This window comes from Lentzea kentuckyensis (assembly GCF_002150765.1).
Lineage (GTDB): Bacteria > Actinomycetota > Actinomycetes > Mycobacteriales > Pseudonocardiaceae > Lentzea > Lentzea kentuckyensis.
The window spans coordinates 72,681-91,145 of sequence record NZ_MUYM01000002.1 but is presented as its reverse complement, the minus strand read 5'-3'; the positions used below and the strand labels follow the sequence as shown (position 1 = coordinate 91,145).

The window sequence follows — 18,465 nt, the reverse complement described above, 5'->3', positions numbered from 1 at the left end:
TGCAGACGCCAGCAGCCGTCAGCGGAGGCGGGCCAGAGCGCTTTCGATCAACGGGTGCAGGTCGTCCACGTTGTCCGGCAACCCGTCCAGCGGCCACCACTGCAGGTCGATCGACTCGGCCGAGCGGACCGGCTGCGCGCCAACGGGTGCGCGCACCAGGAACCGCACGTCGAAGTGCCGCGTCGGCTTGCCGAGCGAGCACGTGATCGGGTGCACGTCGAGGTGGATCGGCATCGGCTCGATGCGCAGCCCGCGCATGCCCGACTCCTCGGTCGCCTCGCGCAACGCGGCCGCGGCCAGCGACACGTCCTCCGGCTCGCAGTGGCCGCCGAGCTGCAGCCACCGGCCCACCCGCGGGTGCAGCGTCAGCAACGCGTGCTCCCCGGTGGCGTCCAGGACCAGAGCGGAGGCGGTGAGGTGCCCAGGCTCGCAAGAACGCCGGCAGGCGTCCTCACGAGCCGCCAGGAAGCCCAGGTAGGCCTCGCGCAAAGCGTCCTGTCCGGCGAATCGGCTCAGCGTCGAGACCGCGTCGGCGTGCAGTGTCAAAGCTCGATCAGTCCTTCCAACGGCTCGCGCGGCGTCAGCGGCTCGGTCGGGTGCCCGACCGCCACGGCGCCCAGCGGCTCCCAGTCCTCAGGTACACCCAGCACGGAACGCACGACGTCCGCGCAGAAGATCGTCGACGACACCCAGCACGAGCCGAGGCCCTCGGCCGCCAGCGCCACCAGCAGACCCTGCACGGCGGCGCCACCGGCGACCGTGAACATCGTCTTCTCGGCCTCGGACCTGCGCGGATCGGGATACGCGTGCGACCCGTCGCGGACCAGGAACGGCACCACGATCTCCGGCGCCTCGACCAGCAGGTCACCCCGCCGCAGCCGGCGCTCGATCTGCTCCTCGGTGAACCCGTCGCCGCGCAGATCGGCCGTCCACTGCTCGCGCATCGCCCGCAGCAACTCCGAGCGCTTCTCCCGCACCAGCACGAACCGCAGCGGCTTCGTGTGGTGCGGCGCGGGCGCGGTCAACGCCGCACCGACCGCACGCTTCAGCACGGCTAGATCAACCGGTTCGGAGGAGTAGAACCGCACAGATCGACGCATCAGCACGGCCTCGGCCCTGCCCTGGGCCAGCGCCTCCTCGGTGCCGAGCCGGAACAGGTCCTCCTCGGTCGGCCGGGTGAGGTCACGCGCCGTGGAACCGTCGTCGACCACCTCGAACCCGCGCAGCACCGCCACCGGCACCGCGCCGAGCTTGCCCTTCACCAGGTCAGCGGCGGCCGCGATCTCGTCGGCGATCGCGACCATCGTCACCGCGAGCTCGTTGCCGTGCTGGTCGACCGAGCCCGCGTAGTCGTGCAGCACGCGGATGCCGGACGAGCCGATCGCGGCGTCGGTCTGCCCGATCCGCCACGCGCGGCCCATCGTGTCCGTGACGACCACGGCGATCTCGACGCCGAGCAGGCTCTTCAACGCGCGGCGCAGCGACGCCGCCGATCCGTCCGGGTCGACCGGGAGCAGCGCGATCTCGTCGCCGGCCACGTTCGAGGCGTCGACCCCGGACGCGGCCTGCACGATGCCGAGCTTGTTCTCGGTGATCAGCGTGCGCATCCTGCGGGCGAGCACCCGCACCGACTCCGCGTCGACGTGCTCGCGCCGGATCCGGTCCCGTTCCTCCAGGTCGGCGGGAACACGAACCAGCCTTCCCTCCACTTTGGACAGGATCTTGGACGTCACGACCAGCACGTCGCCGTCGCGCAGCCAGGGCGCGGCGGCAGCGATCGCGCCGGCCAGGTCGTCGCCGGGGCGAAATTCCGGCAGCCCCGATACCGGCAGCAGCTCGAGCGCCGCCGCGGCGTGGTCAGTCAACGTCGACTCCGGCCAGCTCCAGCGCGGCACGGGCCATCTGCGCCGTGGCGTCCACATCGGACATCAGCAGCGGAACCGCGCGAACCGCGACACCGGGCACGTCGGCGCGGTCGCCGGTGTGCACCAGCCACGCGTCCAGAATGCCGTCCTCCGAGCACTTGCGGGAGCCGTAGAGCCGTCCGACGGCCTCGGCGGAGGTCTCCACACCGATCGCGTCCAAACAAGCGTCCGCCATGCCCCGCAACGGTTTCCCGCCGATGATGGGGGACAGGCCCACGACACCCGCATCGGTCTTGCGCAGCGCGTCGCGCACGCCGGGCACGTTCAGGATCGTGCCGATGCTCACGACCGGGTTCGACGGGGCCAGCACCACGGCGTCGGCCTCGGCGATCGCGTCCAGCACGCCAGGCCCGGCGGTGGCGGTCTCGGCACCGACGAACGCGAACGACCGCGCGGGCAGTGCCGCACGGTGCTTGACCCACCACTCCTGGAAGTGGATGGCCTTCGGTTCGCCGTCCAGCTCGACGACGACGTGCGTCTCCACCCGGTCGTCGGACATCGGCAGCAGCCGCACGCCCGGCTGCCACCGGTCGCACAGCGCCTCGGTCACGGCCGACAGCGGGTAGCCCGCGCGCAGCATCCTGGTGCGGACCAGGTGCGTCGCGATGTCCCGGTCGCCGAGCCCGAACCACGTCGGCTCGGCGCCGTACGCGGCCAGCTCCTCCTTGACGGTCCACGACTCACCCGCGCGGCCCCAGCCGCGTTCGGTGTCGATGCCACCGCCCAGCGTGTACATGCAGGTGTCGAGGTCAGGGGTGATGCGCAGCCCGTGCATCCACACGTCATCGCCGGTGTTCACCACCGCGGTGACGTCGGCTTCCCATGCTTTATGTGACAGTGCCAGTTGCTTGAGCCCTTGCAGGAACCTCGCGCCGCCGACTCCGCCGACCAGTGCTACGACCTTCACGCCGTCCCATGCTTCCACAGCGGCTCGGCGTGCCTACAGGTAGCGCCAGAACATGAACGCGGCCACGCCGGAACCCGCCGCGCTCGTGTCGCCGCCGACGGCCTCGAACACCGTCGCCGCCGCCTGGAAGAACAACCTGTTGACCTCGGCGAAGCCGATCAGCACGGCGAACAGGATCAGCGGCGCCCACGGCCGTGCCTTCGCACCGAACTGTTGTGCCTGCGGCGACATGAACGGTTCCAAAACACCCCAGCCGTCCAGACCGGGAATCGGCAGGATGTTCAGCACGAACGCGATCACCTGCAACAAGGCCAGGTACGAAATCGCGCCGGCGAGCGCGAGCGGCGGCGAGAACAGTGTGACGATCAACGCAAGCAGCACGCCGATCACGAGGTTCATGACCGGTCCGGCGAGTGAGACCAACGACTCGATCTTCTTCGACCGCAGCGCGTGGTGGTTGATCCACACCGCGCCGCCCGGCAGCGGGATTCCGCCGAACGCGAGCAGCACCAGCGGCAGCAGGATGCTCAGCACCGGGTCGGTGTAACGGCGGATGTCGAGGGTCAGATAACCCTTGTCGCGTACCGAAAAATCGCCGCCCTTGTACGCGACGGCGGCGTGCCCGAACTCGTGCAGGCACAGCGTCACCGCCCACCCGGCGAGTACGAAGAGGATGGTGCCCGAGATGATGGCGACGTCGCCTTCGAGCAGGGTGATGGCCCCGCCGGCGACGGTTGCCGCGAGCAGGCCGAGGAACAGTGGACTGGGGCGTACCGCTGATCGCTTCACCCCACCAGTGTGGCGTGTCGGCTGGCGCTGTGGGCTGTTCGGGGACCCTTTGCGACACCTGAATCACTGTCTGTGCTGCCAGTCAAGGTTTTTGCGGCCATCCGCGCGAATATCCCCCGACGTGTGGACTCCGCTTGACCGCCCGCTGTGACGCAGGTGTAATCACATCGGTGTCATTCGTCGTTGTGGGAACGGCGTCTGGCGTCCGCCAACCGGGGAGAGCGGAAGGCGAGGAGGCGGACGAAATGCAGGAATTCGAAGAGCTCGAAGAAGATCACGTCACGCAGCCGGTCGTGCAGGGCGAGCTGTCGTACCTGTTCGACCCTGCCGACGAGCAGGACTGGCAGGAGCGCGCGCTGTGCGCCCAGACGGATCCCGAGGCGTTCTTCCCCGAAAAGGGTGGTTCGACGCGGGAGGCCAAGCGCATCTGCCTGGGCTGCGAGGTGCGTTCGGAGTGCCTTGAGTACGCACTCCAGCACGACGAACGCTTCGGCATCTGGGGCGGTCTCTCGGAGAGAGAACGCCGCAAACTGAAGAAGCGAGCCGTCTAGAAGCGTGATCTTTGTGCCTTAACTTGAGGACGTGACAAGTCCTCACCCGAGGCTCCGGACGGCGCCGGTGCTGTGCGTCCTGGTCTGCCACGACGGCGACCAGTGGCTCAGCACGGCGCTGTCCGCGTTGCGGCGTCAGCGAATTCGCCCTCGGCACGTGATCGCGGTCGACACCGGATCAACCGACCGGACGGCGAAAGTGCTGGCGGAGGCCGAAGATCTGCTGGACGGCGTGCTGACCGTGCCTCGCGGCACGGGTTTCGGCACCGCCGTCCGCATCGCGGTCGGGCACGCCGTCGAACGGTGGGGCGACCCCGGCAAATGGCTGTGGTTGCTGCACGACGACAGCGCGCCCGAACCCGACTGCCTGGCCGCTCTGCTCACCGCGGCCGAGGTGTCGCCTTCGGCTGCCGTGCTGGGCCCGCTGTGCCTCGATTGGGTGGATTCTCGCCTTGTCGTCGAGGCAGGTTTGTCGACGGACTCATCAGGACATCGGCAGACGGGCCTGTCGTCCGCGGAGCCTTCCGCGTCGTTCCAGCAGAGCACCGAGGTCCTCGCGGTCTCGTCGGCGGGTTCGCTGATCAGGCGTGAGGTCTGGCACGCGCTGGGCGGCTACGACGAGGCGATGCCGCTGCTGCGCGACGACGTCGACTTCGGCTGGCGCGCGAACGTGGCCGGCCATCTGGTGCTGTGCGTTCCGGTCGCCCGCATGCGGCACGCCCGCGCCGCGACCAGAGGCGCACGTCGGCTGGACGCGACGATGGCGCGTCCTGGCCCGTCCTTTCGTGGCGTCGACCGCGCGCACGGCATGCGCACCTTCTTGGTCAATTGTTCAGCTTTGTCCTTCCTCATCGGACTTCCGCGACTGCTCGTCCTGTCGCTGCTGCGCGCCCTGGGCTTCTTGTTCCTCCGGCGTTTCGCGGACGCACACGCCGAAGTCGGCGCCGCCCGCTACCTCCTGACCCGAGGCCGGCTGCTGGAAGGACGCCGCGCGCGCCGCGGTTCCGTCGTCGTGCGCGGCCTCTTCACCAGCAGACTCACCAGGTTTCGCAACGCCGTGCGCGCCGGTGCGACGTTCCTGATCCGCCGCCGTGTCGAAGCCGACGCGGCTCTCGGTCGTTTGCCCGCAGCCGACGCCAGTTCGGCATGGCTCGAACCGTCCGAAGTGGACCCTCGCGCGTTCGGCCCCGCCGCCCTGCCCGCCGGTGCGTCCCGCGGCCGCCCGCACGTCGCCGGTCTGCGCCGTCCGCCGGTCGTGGTTCCGGTGGACGCCGCACTGCCCGGCGCACTGCGTCCGTCACCGAAGCCCCGTCCGTCGCCAGGGCCGCGTGCCTCGTCCGGCATGGTCTTCGTCGAGGTCGACCAGTCACGCGTGCTGCGGTCCTTGTTGCTGGCGCCGCCGGTGCTGCTGTTGCTCGGGTTGTCCGTTGTCGCGGTGGTGGCCAACTGGTCCCGGCTCGGGCTCTCGCTCGCGGGCGGGCGGCTGCTGCCCGTCGGCTCGGCCGGGTCGGTGTGGTCCGAGTACCTCGCTTCCTGGCACCCGGTGTCCGGCGGCACCGCGGCCCCGGCTCCGGCCGCGTTGGCGGTGTTGGGGTTGATCCCCGGCGGCCCGTCGTTCGCCGTCGCACTGCTGTTGCTCGGCGATATCCCCCTCGCCGCGTTGTCGGCCTACATCGCGTCACGCGGCATGCGCGTGCGGCGTTCCGTGCGCGCGGTGGTGGCGGCTTTCTACGGGTTGTTGCCCGTCGCCACCACGGCCGTGTCCGAGGGCCGGCTGGACGTCGTCGTCGTCCACGTCGTGACGCCAGTGGTGTTCGCCGGCGTGTACGCGGTCTTGCGCGCTTCTTCAACTCACGCGTGGCTGCCGATGGCTTCAGGCACCGCGATCGGCGTCGCGGTGTTGGGTGCCTTCTCGCCGTTGACCCACGTGGTGGTGATCGTCGGGGCGCTGGCCGGGTTCGTCGCGGTGTCCGGCGGGGCTCGGCGGATCGCGGCGCTGTTCGCCATCGTGTTGTTGCCGATGGCGTTGCTGTTGCCCTGGCCTGCGGTTTTGCTGCAACACCCGGAGAAGGTGCTGAACGGGCTCGGGGCGGCCTTCGAGTCGCCGCCACCGAATCTGATCGTGTGCTCGGTGTTCGTGGCGGCTGCGTTTGCTGCTGCGGTGCTGCGGCCCAACGCTGCGATGCTGCCTGGGCTGTTGGTGATCGTCCTGGCTATCGGCTCGTTGGCCGCTACTGCTGCTGTTAAGGCTTGGCCTGGGACGCCGTTGGTTGTCTTGGCGTGGGGGCTCGTGTGTGTGGTGCTCGCCGGGTGTCAGCGCGGGGTGCCGCCTGGTGTGGCTGGGCAGGCTCGGGTTCGGCGGGCTGTGTACGTCGTTGGTGTTGTGACGTTGGTCAGCCTCGGGGTGGCTGGGTTCCTGGATCTGCGTTCGGGGCCGTTGAAGGCTGATGGCGGGACTCGGTTGTCTGAGTCGTTGACTGCCGAGTTGGAGCGGACTGGGCGGTCTGTGCTGATTCTTGGGCCTTCTGTGCGGCAGGTTGCTGGGCGGATGCCGGCGTTCGGGGATGACGACCTGGTGCCGACTGTGTCGTCGCCTGCTCGGTTGCGGCGGTGGAACACGTCGTTGCTGGATGGGGCACCTGAGGCGGTGAAGCTGACCTTGGCTCAGGCGGCTTCGTCCGGGGTGTCGTTCGTGGTGTTGCCGTCGGAGGAGGCTGCTTCGCGGGTCCGGTCAGCGGCTGGGGAACTGGTGTCGGTGGCCCCTGGCGCTTCGGACGGGCGGCCGGTTTTGCGGTTGCGGTTTGCGGCGGACACCGGGGTGTTGCTGGCGCCTGATCTGGCTCGGCGGGCTCGGACCGGTGGGGAGCCGCCGGCCGAGTTGGCCGCTGCCGGGGTTTCGCCGGTGAACCTGTCGTTGCCTGATGTGGCGGTGAAGGTTTCTCCTGGCGGGGAGGGGCGGGTGCTCGTTTTGGCCGCTGAGGACGAGCCTGGGTGGACGGTTTCTGTGGACGGGGTTCAGGTGCCGGTGGTGCGGGCTTGGGGGCATTTGGTGGGGGTGCCGTTGCCTGGGTCTGATGCTGAGGTTCGGGTTGAGATGGCTGGGACTTTGCGGGATTTCCTGCTTTTGGCTCAGGCTGCCGCGGCTTTGTTCACGTTGTTGACGGCGGTGCCTGGGAGGCGGCGGGGGTGATCTTGCGGGTGGCCGCTTGCGTTGTGTGCGCCGGAGCGCGGCGAGCGCTGTGTCACGACTCGTGACGGGACCTACCCGGACCGCATGCGAAAGCAGCTCGTCTCCGGCGTCGCCAGCCGAGGTGTGAGAGCTGCCACTCCCGAGTCGTGCGAGGGGTGATCAGCCCTCGTCGATCACGTCCGGGTCCAGGCCCAGGTAGTTCGCCACCTGTTCGACCAGAACGTCGTGCACCAGGTCCGCGAGGTCGGCGCCGTCCTTCGCGCGTGCCTCCAGCGGGCGGCGGTAGAGAACGATTCGGGCACGTTGGTCCGAGCCTGCTGGGAGCAGGCGGGCCAGGGGGACGTTGCCGTCTTCCACCACGCCGTCTTCGCCCTCTACCTGGACGTCGGGGACGTCGTCGACGGCCACGTCCAGTTGGGTCAGCTCGGTTCGCCAGCGGGCTTCGATGGGTTCCAGGGCCTCTATGACCAGGGCGTCGAAGCGTTCGGCTCGGGAGCGGGCCGCTGGGAGCGTGGCTGGGTAGAGCGGGCCGCGCAGGCCTCGGCCGTGTCGGTCGCGGTTGCGTCGACGCGGCGAGTCCTGTCGCCGTGAACCCCTTGCCATCACCACAACAGAGCAGCCTAGTTGCTGCTGCCGGGGAGGAAACACAGCGTGCCTCACACACAGGCTCACGTGGACGCGCTATCGTCCCCGATCGTGCGGAGCGTGAGACGGTGCTCGCGAACCGGGTGTGCTAACCCGGCTGTCGCCACGCTCACCTACGCCTATGCGGACTCCACCGCAGTCGTCGGACCGCTCGCTACGTACTCCGAACCGCACAGCTACGACCTGTGTGAGGAGCACGCGTTGCGGCTCACGGCGCCGCGCGGGTGGGAGGTCGTCAGGCATCAGGGTGAGTTCGCGGCGCCCGAGCCCAGTGTGGATGATTTGACGGCGTTGGCTGAGGCCGTTCGTGAGGCTGGGCGGGCTGATGTGACCCCGAAGATGCCGGATGTGCCCATCGGCACGCAGAGGCGTGGTCACCTGCGGGTATTGCCTGATCCGCACGAGGACTGAACGACCACACGCATCACTAATCCTCTCGCCGGTAGGCTGCCTGACCAGTGGCCGTCAAGAGCGAGTTTCCTGGGAGTGTGCGGCGTGCGTGACCTGTCCGGCATCGTCAAGGCGTACGACATCCGCGGGGTGGTCGGCGAGCAGCTGGACGCCGCCGTGGTTCGTGACTTCGGCGCGGCGTTCGCGCGGTTGGTCGGTGGACCCGCGATCGTGATCGGTCACGACATGCGTGACTCGTCGCCCGAGCTGTCCAGGGCGTTCGCCGCTGGTGCTCAGGCGCAGGGCGTCAACGTCATCAGCATCGGCCTGGCCAGCACGGACATGCTGTACTTCGCGTCCGGCCAGCTGGACCTGCCCGGCGCCATGTTCACCGCCAGCCACAACCCGGCGCAGTACAACGGCATCAAGCTGTGCCGCGCGGGTGCGTCGCCGGTCGGTCAGGACACCGGGCTCGCGCAGATCCGTCAGGACGCCGAGAACCAGGTGCCGGACGCCGAGGGTGTCACCGAGGGCACGTTCGAAGAGCGCAACATGCTCGCGGACTACGCGGCCTACCTGAACCAGCTGGTCAACCTGCGTGAGATTCGTCCGCTCAAGATCGTCGTGGACGCGGGCAACGGCATGGGCGGCTACACGGTGCCGCAGGTCTTCGAGGGCCTGCCCATCGAGGTCATCCCCATGTACTTCGAACTCGACGGCAGCTTCCCGAACCACGAGGCGAACCCGCTCGACCCGAAGAACATCGTGGACCTGCAGGCCCGCACGAAGGCCGAAGGAGCGGACGCCGGTGTGGCGTTCGACGGCGACGCGGACCGTTGCTTCGTGGTGGACGAGAACGGCGACCCGGTCAGCCCGTCCGCGATCACGGCGCTGGTGGCCGTGCGCGAGCTGGCCAAGGACCCCGGCGGCACGATCATCCACAACCTGATCACCTCGCACGCGGTGCCGGAGATCGTCAAGGAGAACGGTGGCAAGCCCGTGCGCACGCGCGTCGGCCACTCGTTCATCAAGGAGGAGATGGCCAGGACCGGCGCCATCTTCGGCGGCGAGCACTCGGCGCACTACTACTTCCGCGACTTCTGGCGGGCGGACACCGGCATGCTGGCCGCGCTGCACGTGCTGGCCGCGCTGGGCGAGCAGGACGGCCCGCTGTCCAAGCTGACCGAGATCTACAACCGCTACGCCGCGTCCGGTGAGATCAACTCGACGGTCGCCGACCAGGCCGGCCGGATCGCCGCCATCAAGGACGCGTACGGCTCGAAGGACGGCGTCACGATCGACGAGCTGGACGGTCTCACTGTGCAGCTGGCGGACGGGGCCTGGTTCAACCTGCGGGCCTCGAACACCGAGCCGTTGCTGCGCCTGAACGTCGAAGCCGCCACCCCGGAGGCCGTCGTCGCACTGAGCGACGAGGTCCTCGCGATCGTGCGGGCCTGAGGAGAGAACACCGTGGCCGTCAAGCTCGAAGAGCAGTTGCTGGAGATCCTCGCCTGCCCGTGCCCCGAGCACGCGCCGCTGCGGCTCGGGACGCCTGCAGACCCGGAAGCGGACTTCCTCACGTGCACCGCGTGCGGCCGTTCGTTCCCGGTTCGCGACGGCATCCCGGTACTGCTGCTGGACGAGGCGGTCGAGCCGCCCACGGCTGAGTGATCCGGGTGCTCGACGACACGCTGCTCGACGACCCGGGCCGCCTCGCCGACGCCGACACCGGCGGATGGTTGCGCGCTGCCGCACGGGCGGGAGCACAGGTTCGTTCCACCGCCGAGGCCGCGGCCGAGGCCGGGGTGGACCGGATCTTCTCCGAACGCCCGCGCGCGGTCGTGCTGATCACCCGTCCCGGCCACTCGGTCGCGGTCGCGGGCGTCGTCATGGCGTTGCTCGGTCCCGGTTGCTCGGTGCCGGTCGTGGTCTGCGACGAGGTGCCACCGTGGGTCGGTGCGCTCGACGTGGTGCTCGCGCACACCGAGGATCCGAGTGACCGGGTGCTCGCCGAGTCGATCTACCAGGCTTCCCGCCGTGGCGCGCGCACGCTGCTGACCGCGCCGGACGCCGGTCCGGTCGCCGCGGCCGCCGCCGGTCAGGCCGTGCTGCTCTCGCCGCGGGTGGAGGTGCCACCGGGCTTCAGCTTCCACGGCGCGCTCGCCGGGTGGCTCGTGGTGCTGAACGCGCTGGGCCTGCTCAAGGTCGACGTGCAGCTGATCGCGGACGAGCTCGACCGCGAGGCCGAGCGCGACCACCCGATGCACGAGTCGTTCGTGAACCCGGCGAAGTCGCTCGCGTTGCGCGTCGCCGACCGCACGCCGCTGCTGTGGGGCCTCGACGAGGTCGCCGCGTCGATCGGTGTGCACGGCGCCGGCGTGCTGGCGGCGTTCGCCGGAGTGGCGAGTGACGTCGCCGGGTACTCACAAGCGCTGACCCGCCCGGTGCTGCACCGCCGCGCGGTCCAGGGAACTTCTGGTGCAGACCTCTTCGCCGACCCGGATGACGAACCGGGTGGCGGACTTGTGCGCGTGCTGTTGCTGGCCGTGCGCCAGGGTCCGGTGGCTGATGCTGTTCGGCACGCCGCCGAGGACGCCCTGCCGGGAGCAGACGTCTTGGAGCCGGCCGTCGAGGTGGCGGGAGGCGACGCGGTCAGTGCCGCGCTGCTCGCGCTGCGCTTCGAGCTGGCCGCGCTGTATCTCGGGCTCGCCGCCGGAACTCTCGGCGGCAACCCGTACTGATTTGGGAGCTGACTTAGAAGTGGACCTGCTGCACAACGCGGTCAGGCCGTACGCGTGGGGCTCACGCACGGCCATCGCCGAGCTGCTCGGGAAGGAGGTGCCCGCACCCCATCCCGAGGCCGAGCTGTGGATGGGCGCCCACCCCGGCGACCCGTCCCGCGTGGCCGGCGCCGACGGCGTCCAGCGCTCGTTGCTCGAACTCCTGACGTCCGACCCGGACGGCCAGCTCGGCACGCGCGTGGCCGAGCGGTGGGGCAGCAGGCTCCCGTTCCTGCTCAAGGTGCTCGCCGCCGAGGAGGCGCTGAGCCTGCAGGCGCACCCGTCGGCGGCCCAGGCGCGCGAGGGCTTCGCGGCCGAGGAAGCGCGCGCCGTGCCGCTCGACTCCCCGGTGCGCAACTACAAGGACCCGGCCGCGAAGCCGGAACTGATCTGCGCGCTGACCGAGTTCCACGCCCTCGCTGGTTTTCGGGCGCCGGAACGCACGGTGGCGTTGCTGCGCACGCTGGACGCGCCCGCGCTGGCGCCCTACACCGAGATGCTGGTGGCCCAGCCGGACTCGTCGGGCCTGCGCGCGTTGTTCACGATGCTGATCACGCTGCCGCAGACGTCGCTGAGCACGCTGCTGCCGCAGGTGCTCGACGCGTGTGTGCTGCACGTGAAGGAGCACGGCGAGTTCGACCTGGAATGCCGCACGATCCTGGAGCTGGGCGAGTCCTATCCCGGCGACGCGGGCGTGCTCGCGGCCCTGCTGCTGAACCGCATCGTGCTGCAGCCCGGCGAGGCGATCCACCTGCCCGCCGGCAACCTGCACGCGTACCTGCGCGGCACCGGCATCGAGATCCTCGCGAACTCGGACAACGTCCTGCGCTGCGGCCTCACGCCCAAGCACGTCGACGTGCCCGAGTTGTTGCGCGTGCTCGACTTCACCTGCGGCGACATGCCGGTGTCGACGGGCGAGGAGGTCGCGCCGGGCGTCCGCGTCTACCGCACCCCCGCGCCGGAGTTCGAACTGTCCAGGCTGGATCTGGTCGAGGAGACCCGGATCAACCACGAGGGCCCGCAGATCATGCTCTGCACCGCGGGCGCGGCCCTGTTGACGAACGCCCGCGGCGACGAGTTGCGGCTGGTCCGCGGACAGTCCGTGTGGCTGCCCGCGTCGGACCCGGCGGTGCTCGTCAGGCCGGATGGTGTTGAATCCGCTCAACTTTTCCGCGCGACGGCCGGAACCGACTAAGGTTCCCGACCGGACAAATTGGACTTTTTCTGGCCAGGACCTGTTCGGCCAGGACCTGGGTGCAACGAGGAGAACGCGTGTCAGCAGGGGGCGGAACCAAGGCCATCGTCGCGGCATTGGCGGCGAACGCGGGTATCGCGGTGGCCAAGTTCGTCGGATTCTTGTTCACCGGCTCGTCGTCGATGCTGGCCGAGTCGGTGCACTCGCTCGCGGACACGTCGAACCAGGGTCTGTTGCTGCTCGGTCAGAAGACCGCGCAGCGCAAGGCCACCAGGCTGCACCCGTTCGGCTACGGCCGTGACCGCTACTTCTGGTCGTTCGTGGTGGCACTGCTGCTGTTCAGCCTCGGCTCGGTGTTCGCGCTGTACGAAGGCATCCACAAGCTGCAGCACCCGGAGCCGCTCAAGGACCCGATCATCGCGATCGTCATCCTGGTGATCGCGATCGGCCTGGAGACCTACAGCTTCGTGACCGCGATCAGCGAGTCGAAGAAGATCAAGGGTGACGTCTCCTGGTGGGGCTTCATCCGCCAGTCCCGCACGCCGGAACTGCCGGTCGTCCTGCTGGAGGACCTCGGCGCACTGATCGGCCTGGTGCTCGCGCTGGCTGGCGTGGGCCTGAGCATGATCACCGGCGACCCGGTCTTCGACGCGCTCGGCACCATCGCCATCGGTGCCCTGCTGGGCATCATCGCCGTGATCCTCATCATCGAGATGAAGTCGCTGCTGATCGGCGAGGGCGCGTCCGACAAGGACCTCGACCTGATCTGCGACGAGCTCGCCGCGGGCAAGGTGCAGCGCGTCATCCACATCAAGACGCAGTACATCGGGCCGGAGGAGCTGCTGGTCGCGGCCAAGATCGCGCTGGAGCCCCAGTTGCCGCTCGACGAGGTCGCTCAGGCGATCAACGACGCCGAGCAGCGGGTGCGGAACAAGGTGCCGCACGCCCGGTTGATCTATTTGGAGCCGGACCTGGACCGGTCGACGGTCACCAGTTCCTGATCTTCGTTCTTCGAGGCCGCCCCGGTGTTCGCCGGGGCGGCTTTTTGTGTTCTCCTACCGAGCCAAAACGCCGTACAACCTGCGAACATCAGCTTTAGGGGTTCCACATGCTGGATACCTCTAGGGTGGGCCGAACAGGTCCATCAAGGAGGTATGTACCGTGCCGGGGAACGGGTTGTGGCGCACCAAGTCGATCGAGCAGTCGATCGCGGACACGGACGAGCCGGACACCAAGCTCCGCAAGGACTTGACGGCTTGGGACCTCACGGTCTTCGGCGTCGCGGTCGTCATCGGTGCCGGCATTTTCACGCTCACCGCGAGCACCGCCGGCAACATCGCGGGGCCGTCGGTCTCGCTGAGCTTCGTGCTGGCGGCGATCGCCTGTGCGCTGGCCGCGTTGTGCTACGCCGAGTTCGCCTCGACGGTGCCGGTCGCGGGTAGCGCCTACACGTTCTCCTACGCGACGTTCGGCGAGTTCGCCGCGTGGATCATCGGCTGGGACCTCGTGCTGGAGTTCGCCGTGGGTTCGGCGGCGGTGGCGAAGGGGTGGTCGGCCTACCTGCAGACGACCCTCGGGCTGATCGGCATCGACGTGAAGACGGCGTTCAAGCTCGGGGGGCCGTTCCAGTTCGACTGGGGCGCGATCCTGCTGGTCGGCGTTCTCACCGTGTTGCTGGTGCTGGGCACCAAGTTGTCGTCGCGGGTCAGCGCGATCATCACGGCCGTCAAGGTCGCGGTGGTGCTGCTCGTGATCGTGCTGGGCATCGGGTACATCAAGGCCGAGAACTACAGCCCGTTCATTCCCCCGGCCGCTGAGGGTGGAACCACGCACACGGGGATCGAGCAGTCGCTCTTCTCGTTGCTCACCGGCTACTCGGGCAGCACGTACGGCGTGCTCGGCATGCTGGCGGCGGCGAGCATCGTGTTCTTCGCGTTCATCGGGTTCGACGTCGTGGCGACCACGGCGGAGGAGACCAAGAACCCGCAGAAGGCGGTGCCGAGGGGCATTCTCGGTTCGCTCGCGATCGTCACCGTGCTGTACGTCGCCGTCACGCTGGTGATCACCGGCATGGTGCCGTACACGAAGCTCGCCACGCAGCCGGACGGCACGCGCGCGACGCTCGCCAGTGCGTTCCGGGACAACGGTGTCGACTGGGCGGCCACGGTGATCTCGGTCGGCGCGCTCGCCGGTCTGACCACGGTCGTCATGGTGCTGATGCTGGGCCAGAGCCGCGTGTTGTTCGCGATGTCGCGGGACGGCCTGCTGCCGCGTGGTCTCGCGAAGACGGGCAGCCACGGCACGCCGACGCGCATCACGATCATCATCGGTGTGCTGGTCGCCGTCGTCGCCGGTTTCCTGGACGCCGGGGCGCTCGAGGAGATGGTGAACGTCGGCACGCTGTTCGCGTTCATCCTGGTCTCGGCGGGCGTGTGGGTGCTGCGCAGGACGCGACCCGACCTGTCGCGCGGGTTCCGCGTGCCGCTCGTGCCGTTGGTGCCGATCCTCGCGATCCTCGCGTGCCTGTGGCTGATGCTGAACCTGACCGCGCTCACCTGGATCCGGTTCCTCGCCTGGATGGCGCTCGGCGTGGTCGTCTACTTCGCCTACAGCCGCCGCAACTCGGTGCTCGGCAGGACCGGGCAGGGCAAGGTCGAGTCCGAACCGGTCATCAAGCACGGTGAAGAGCCAGGCATCTAAGTGCTCACCAACTAACCTGCGCACCATGGGAAACGCGCGGTGGCTCTCCGAGGAGGAGGGGCACGCCTGGCACCACTTCGTCCAGGCGTACCACCTCCTCGAGAGGCAGATCGAACAGCAGTTGCAGCGCGACGCGGGCCTCTCGCACGCGCAGTACAACGTGCTGGTCGTCCTGTCCGAACAGCCCGGAAACCGCCTGCGGATGACCGAGTTGGCGCGCCGCGTCGTCGTGTCCAAGAGCTCGCTGACCTACCAGATCGGCAAGCTGGAGAAGGCGGGACTCGTGCGGCGCGAACCGCACGAGTCCGACGAGCGCGGCATCCTCGCCGTGCTCACCGCCGCGGGCAAGGACCTGCTGCTCAGCACCGCGCCAGGGCACGTCGCGACGGTCCGCGAGTACCTGATCGACCTCTTCACGCCGGAGCAGCTCGCGCAGCTCGGGTCGTTCATGCAGATCGTGCACGAGAAGGCGGACGACTAGAGCGTCAGCAGACCGCGCTCGTCGAGCCACTCGGCCACGTCGTCCGGTCCGTGCCGGGTCACGTCGAACTCGAACACCGGCAGGATCGACTTCGCCGCGAGCTCACGGAGTTGTTGCTGCTCCTCGATGAACGGCTCCAGCGACACGTACTGCTTCGGGTTCGCGCTGATCTTCAACCGTTCCACCCGTGCCTGCTCGAACGTGTCGTCCGGCCGTGTGCACAGCACGATCGCGAAGTTGAGCGGCTTGAGTCGTTCCTCCAGCCAGCCGAAGTCGAACTCGCGCCCCTGCCGTGCCTGATAGGCCATGGTGGACAGGTGGAACCGGTCGACGATCCACGAGTAGTAGCGCTGCAGCTCGAACATCCGCATCCACGTTTCGTAGGTCTCCAACGCGTGCGAGGTCTCCTCCGGCGCGAAGTCGATCATCCCGCGACCCCACGGTTCGTTGGTGAACCCGCTCCACTCGGCGGAGATCAACGGCGAGTGGTAGCGGTACTTGCGGTGTCCGACGAGGCGGGGGTGCTCGTTGAGCGCGTAGGCCAGGTCCGTCTTACCGGTCAGCCGGGTGCCTTCGAGGATCACTTTGGGCGTGAGCTTCACGTGGGTTAGCTTGCCTTGTGATCCTGTGTCTCGACGTCGGTTCCACCTGGACCAAGGCCGCGCTCATCACCCCCGAGGGCGAACTGGTCCGCACCGGACAGCACCCGACCACGCCGCCCGAGGTGTTGCACGGCATCGACGCCCTGCGCGCCGAGGTGGGCGACGGCGAGATCCTGGCGTGCTCCTCGGCGGGTGGAGGCCTCCGGCTCGCGGTCGTGGGCCAGGAACGCGTCGTGAGCGCCGAGGCCGGCTACCGGGTCGCACTCAGCGCGGGCGCCAAGATCGTGCACGTCAGCGCGGGCCCGGTCGACGTGAAGGCACTGCGGGCGGCTTCACCCGACCTCGTGCTGCTCGTCGGCGGCACGGACGGCGGCGACCAGTCGGTTCTGCTGCACAACGCCGCGAAACTCGCCCGCGTGGCCGTCCCGATCGTGCTGGCCGGCAACGTCGAGGCGCAGCCAGAAGCGTTGGAACTGCTGGCCAAACGGACCGTGGTGGCGTGCCCGAACGTGCTGCCCGACGTCGGTCAGCTCGCTCCGGAACCCGCGCGCAAGGCGATCCGCGCGGCCTTTCTCCAGCACGTGATCGGCGGCAAGGGCCTGTCCAGGGGCCCGCGCTTCCGGCAACTGGTGCGAGCCGTGACCCCGGACGCCGTCCTGGCCGGCGTGTCCAGACTGGCCGCGCAGGACCGCGAAGGCGCTGTCCTGGTCGTGGACGTCGGTGGCGCCACCACCGACGTCTACTCGGCTGTGTCCGACGTGGACAGTGAGGGTCTGGAAAGGACGGTCGCGCTGCCACCGGACCGCCGCACCGTCGAGGGCGACCTCGGCATGCGCTGGTCGGCCCCCGGCGTGGTCGAGGAAGCTCTCGCCGAACGCCTCACCACCGAGGACCTCAGTGCCGAGGCGCAACACCGCGCCGAGAACGTCGGCTGGATCGCCGAAGACCCCGCCGTGGACGTGAAGCTGGCGTCCTTCGCGGCGATTCTGGCCGTGCGCAGGCATCTCCGCCAGGTCGACGGCCAACTCGGCCCGCACGGCGCGGGGTTGTTGGTGCTCTCCGGCGGCGTTTTCCGGCACACGCCCGACATCACGCCGATCGTCGAGGCGTTGCGGAGCGACCCGGTGCTGCGACCCGTGCTGCGGACCGCGGAGATCACCGTCGACCGCGACTACGTGCTGGCACCGGTGGGGCTGCTCGCCGAGTCGGGGCGGCTCGAGGCCGCCGACCGACTGGCGAAGCGCCTGACGTGACCGCGGTCACGTCAGTGCAACCGGCGGTCGGCAGGATCGGTTAGGAACGAATGTGAAGCGAACAATGACATCGGCCGCGGTGATCGTGGCCTCTGTGGGGATCCTGCTGGGCGGCGCGGGCACGGCCTCCGCCCAGGAGCCGTACGGCAAGTACCCGACGAAGGCCCGGTGCGAGGCCGTCGGCAAGCCTCTGGTGTTCGTCGGGGGTCAAAAGGGCTACGCGTGCGACAGCAACCCCAGTGCCCCCTCCAGTCAGCGCTGGTGGCTGTACATCTGGTGATCTGGACGCCAGCCGGTCAGTCTTCCTCGTCCACGAACTCGAGCAGATCGCCCGGCTGGCACTCCAAAACCCGGCACATGGCTTCCAAAGTGCTGAACCGCACAGCTTTCGCCCGCCCGTTCTTCAGCACCGCGACGTTGGCCGGCGTCAGCCCGACCTTCTCCGCGAACTCGCCGACGCTCATCTTGCGCTTGGCCAGCTCGACATCGATGCGCACCACGATCGCCATCAGATCACCGAGTCCATGTCGGAGCGCAGTGTCGTGGCGCGCTGCAGCAGCGCCCGCATCACGACCAGGACGAGCCCGAACACGGTGACTCCCGTCGTCAGCAAGAACAGCACCATCGGCGCGCCTGGGTCGTCGGCGTTGAAGCCGACCCAGAGGAACACACCCACCAGTACCAGCCATCCGGCCGCGATGGCCCACACCATCACGTCCACCCACTTGAGCGCGGTCTCGGTGAAGATCAGATCTTTGCGCACCAGCGTGAGCAGCTTCCACGTCGCGACGATCACCACCTGAACGCAGATCACCCAGAAGATCGAGATGATCGCGCCGGGCCAGATCAGGGGGTCGTTCGGGTTCTGCTGCGCCAGGTACATGAACTTCCCCGGCAGCGACAGCGTCTCGAACACGACCAGGATCCCGAACAGGATCACCAGGAAGACCCGGAGGGCGGTCACCGCCCAACGCTCAGCAATCATGCATCGAGTATCAGTAGCGATCTATCGAAAGTCAATCGGTAGTGATCGTGTTGCAACAGGTCTCTACAGTGA

20 protein-coding genes are annotated in these 18,465 nt (G+C 68.8%); 12 read left to right on the top strand and 8 right to left on the bottom strand.

Annotated features, from left to right (window positions below):
* Positions 1–18 precede the first annotated feature (18 nt).
* From B0F77_RS01250 to B0F77_RS01235, 4 genes are read right to left on the bottom strand one after another with little or no spacing between them, the layout of a single operon-like run.
* Positions 19–546 carry an NUDIX hydrolase gene (locus tag B0F77_RS01250; protein ID WP_086660858.1) on the bottom strand — a complete coding sequence of 176 codons (528 nt, stop codon included), beginning with the start codon at positions 544–546 and terminating at the stop codon, positions 19–21.
* Positions 543–1,865 carry a coenzyme F420-0:L-glutamate ligase gene (locus B0F77_RS01245; protein WP_086660857.1) on the bottom strand — a complete coding sequence of 441 codons (1,323 nt, stop codon included), beginning with the start codon at positions 1,863–1,865 and terminating at the stop codon, positions 543–545. The genes B0F77_RS01250 and B0F77_RS01245 overlap by 4 nt, the downstream gene beginning before the upstream one ends.
* Complete coding sequence (cofD, locus tag B0F77_RS01240) at positions 1,858–2,832, bottom strand: 2-phospho-L-lactate transferase (RefSeq protein WP_086660856.1); 975 nt, start codon at positions 2,830–2,832, stop codon at positions 1,858–1,860. Before cofD ends, B0F77_RS01245 begins: the two co-directional genes overlap by 8 nt.
* Positions 2,833–2,865: 33 nt before the next feature.
* Positions 2,866–3,621 carry a site-2 protease family protein gene (locus B0F77_RS01235; protein ID WP_086660855.1) on the bottom strand — a complete coding sequence of 252 codons (756 nt, stop codon included), beginning with the start codon at positions 3,619–3,621 and terminating at the stop codon, positions 2,866–2,868.
* Between the two features lie 245 nt (positions 3,622–3,866).
* Between B0F77_RS01235 and B0F77_RS01230 the strand changes: the two genes are divergently transcribed.
* Complete coding sequence (locus B0F77_RS01230) at positions 3,867–4,172, top strand: WhiB family transcriptional regulator (protein ID WP_051784712.1); 306 nt, start codon at positions 3,867–3,869, stop codon at positions 4,170–4,172.
* Positions 4,173–4,203: 31 nt separating this feature from the next.
* Positions 4,204–7,362, top strand: coding sequence for a glycosyltransferase family 2 protein (locus B0F77_RS01225; protein ID WP_086660854.1), 3,159 nt, complete (start codon positions 4,204–4,206; stop codon positions 7,360–7,362).
* A 159-nt stretch (positions 7,363–7,521) separates the two neighbouring features.
* On the opposite strand, the gene B0F77_RS01220 is transcribed toward B0F77_RS01225, so the two are convergent.
* Positions 7,522–7,965, bottom strand: a complete 444-nt coding sequence (locus B0F77_RS01220; protein ID WP_086660853.1) for a metallopeptidase family protein — start codon at positions 7,963–7,965, stop codon at positions 7,522–7,524.
* Between the two features lie 93 nt (positions 7,966–8,058).
* Here B0F77_RS01220 and B0F77_RS01215 point away from each other — a divergent pair, with 93 nt between their 5' ends.
* The 8 genes from B0F77_RS01215 to B0F77_RS01180 all read left to right on the top strand — a co-directional run bounded on the left by B0F77_RS01215 (position 8,059) and on the right by B0F77_RS01180 (position 15,553).
* Complete coding sequence (locus B0F77_RS01215) at positions 8,059–8,418, top strand: DUF3499 domain-containing protein (RefSeq protein WP_211293616.1); 360 nt, start codon at positions 8,059–8,061, stop codon at positions 8,416–8,418.
* A gap of 84 nt (positions 8,419–8,502) precedes the next feature.
* On the top strand, positions 8,503–9,855 hold the full coding sequence (locus tag B0F77_RS01210; protein WP_086660989.1) for a phosphomannomutase/phosphoglucomutase: 1,353 nt from the start codon (positions 8,503–8,505) through the stop codon (positions 9,853–9,855).
* Positions 9,856–9,867: 12 nt separating this feature from the next.
* Positions 9,868–10,068, top strand: coding sequence for a Trm112 family protein (locus B0F77_RS01205; protein ID WP_086660852.1), 201 nt, complete (start codon positions 9,868–9,870; stop codon positions 10,066–10,068).
* 5 nt (positions 10,069–10,073) lie between these two features.
* Positions 10,074–11,138 carry a hypothetical protein gene (locus B0F77_RS01200; protein WP_086660988.1) on the top strand — a complete coding sequence of 355 codons (1,065 nt, stop codon included), beginning with the start codon at positions 10,074–10,076 and terminating at the stop codon, positions 11,136–11,138.
* Positions 11,139–11,157: 19 nt separating this feature from the next.
* On the top strand, positions 11,158–12,372 hold the full coding sequence (gene manA / locus B0F77_RS01195; protein ID WP_086660851.1) for a mannose-6-phosphate isomerase, class I: 1,215 nt from the start codon (positions 11,158–11,160) through the stop codon (positions 12,370–12,372).
* A 77-nt stretch (positions 12,373–12,449) separates the two neighbouring features.
* Positions 12,450–13,373: a cation diffusion facilitator family transporter gene (locus tag B0F77_RS01190; RefSeq protein ID WP_086660850.1), complete on the top strand. Its 924-nt coding sequence runs from the start codon at positions 12,450–12,452 to the stop codon at positions 13,371–13,373.
* Between the two features lie 160 nt (positions 13,374–13,533).
* A complete protein-coding gene (locus tag B0F77_RS01185) occupies positions 13,534–15,072 on the top strand; it encodes an amino acid permease (RefSeq protein ID WP_086660849.1) in 1,539 nt (512 codons plus the stop codon).
* A 25-nt stretch (positions 15,073–15,097) separates the two neighbouring features.
* Positions 15,098–15,553: a MarR family winged helix-turn-helix transcriptional regulator gene (locus tag B0F77_RS01180; protein WP_086660848.1), complete on the top strand. Its 456-nt coding sequence runs from the start codon at positions 15,098–15,100 to the stop codon at positions 15,551–15,553.
* On the opposite strand, the gene B0F77_RS01175 is transcribed toward B0F77_RS01180, so the two are convergent.
* Positions 15,550–16,155, bottom strand: coding sequence for a hypothetical protein (locus tag B0F77_RS01175; RefSeq protein WP_086660847.1), 606 nt, complete (start codon positions 16,153–16,155; stop codon positions 15,550–15,552). The genes B0F77_RS01180 and B0F77_RS01175 overlap by 4 nt on opposite strands.
* Before the next feature lie 17 nt (positions 16,156–16,172).
* Between B0F77_RS01175 and B0F77_RS01170 the strand changes: the two genes are divergently transcribed.
* Positions 16,173–17,408, top strand: a complete 1,236-nt coding sequence (locus B0F77_RS01170; RefSeq protein WP_086660846.1) for a glutamate mutase L — start codon at positions 16,173–16,175, stop codon at positions 17,406–17,408.
* Between the two features lie 52 nt (positions 17,409–17,460).
* Entirely contained in the window at positions 17,461–17,688 is a 228-nt protein-coding gene (locus tag B0F77_RS01165) for a hypothetical protein (protein WP_143466516.1), read from the top strand.
* A 16-nt stretch (positions 17,689–17,704) separates the two neighbouring features.
* Here the strand turns inward: B0F77_RS01165 and B0F77_RS01160 are convergent, their stop codons facing one another.
* Positions 17,705–17,917 (bottom strand): helix-turn-helix domain-containing protein, encoded by a 213-nt coding sequence (locus B0F77_RS01160; protein WP_086660844.1) that lies wholly within the window; start codon positions 17,915–17,917, stop codon positions 17,705–17,707.
* Positions 17,917–18,393, bottom strand: a complete 477-nt coding sequence (locus B0F77_RS01155) for a DUF2975 domain-containing protein (protein WP_086660843.1) — start codon at positions 18,391–18,393, stop codon at positions 17,917–17,919. The genes B0F77_RS01160 and B0F77_RS01155 overlap by 1 nt, the downstream gene beginning before the upstream one ends.
* Between the last annotated feature and the right edge of the window lie 72 nt (positions 18,394–18,465).

Bases quoted from the DNA above. Each gene is read 5' to 3' on its own strand.
- B0F77_RS01155 (WP_086660843.1), bottom strand. From the start codon at position 18,393: ATGATTGCTGAGCGTTGGGCGGTGACCGCCCTCCGGGTCTTCCTGGTG.
- B0F77_RS01160 (WP_086660844.1), bottom strand. From the start codon at position 17,917: ATGGCGATCGTGGTGCGCATCGATGTCGAGCTGGCCAAGCGCAAGATG.
- B0F77_RS01180 (WP_086660848.1), top strand. From the start codon at position 15,098: ATGGGAAACGCGCGGTGGCTCTCCGAGGAGGAGGGGCACGCCTGGCAC.
- B0F77_RS01220 (WP_086660853.1), bottom strand. From the start codon at position 7,965: ATGGCAAGGGGTTCACGGCGACAGGACTCGCCGCGTCGACGCAACCGC.
- B0F77_RS01230 (WP_051784712.1), top strand. From the start codon at position 3,867: ATGCAGGAATTCGAAGAGCTCGAAGAAGATCACGTCACGCAGCCGGTC.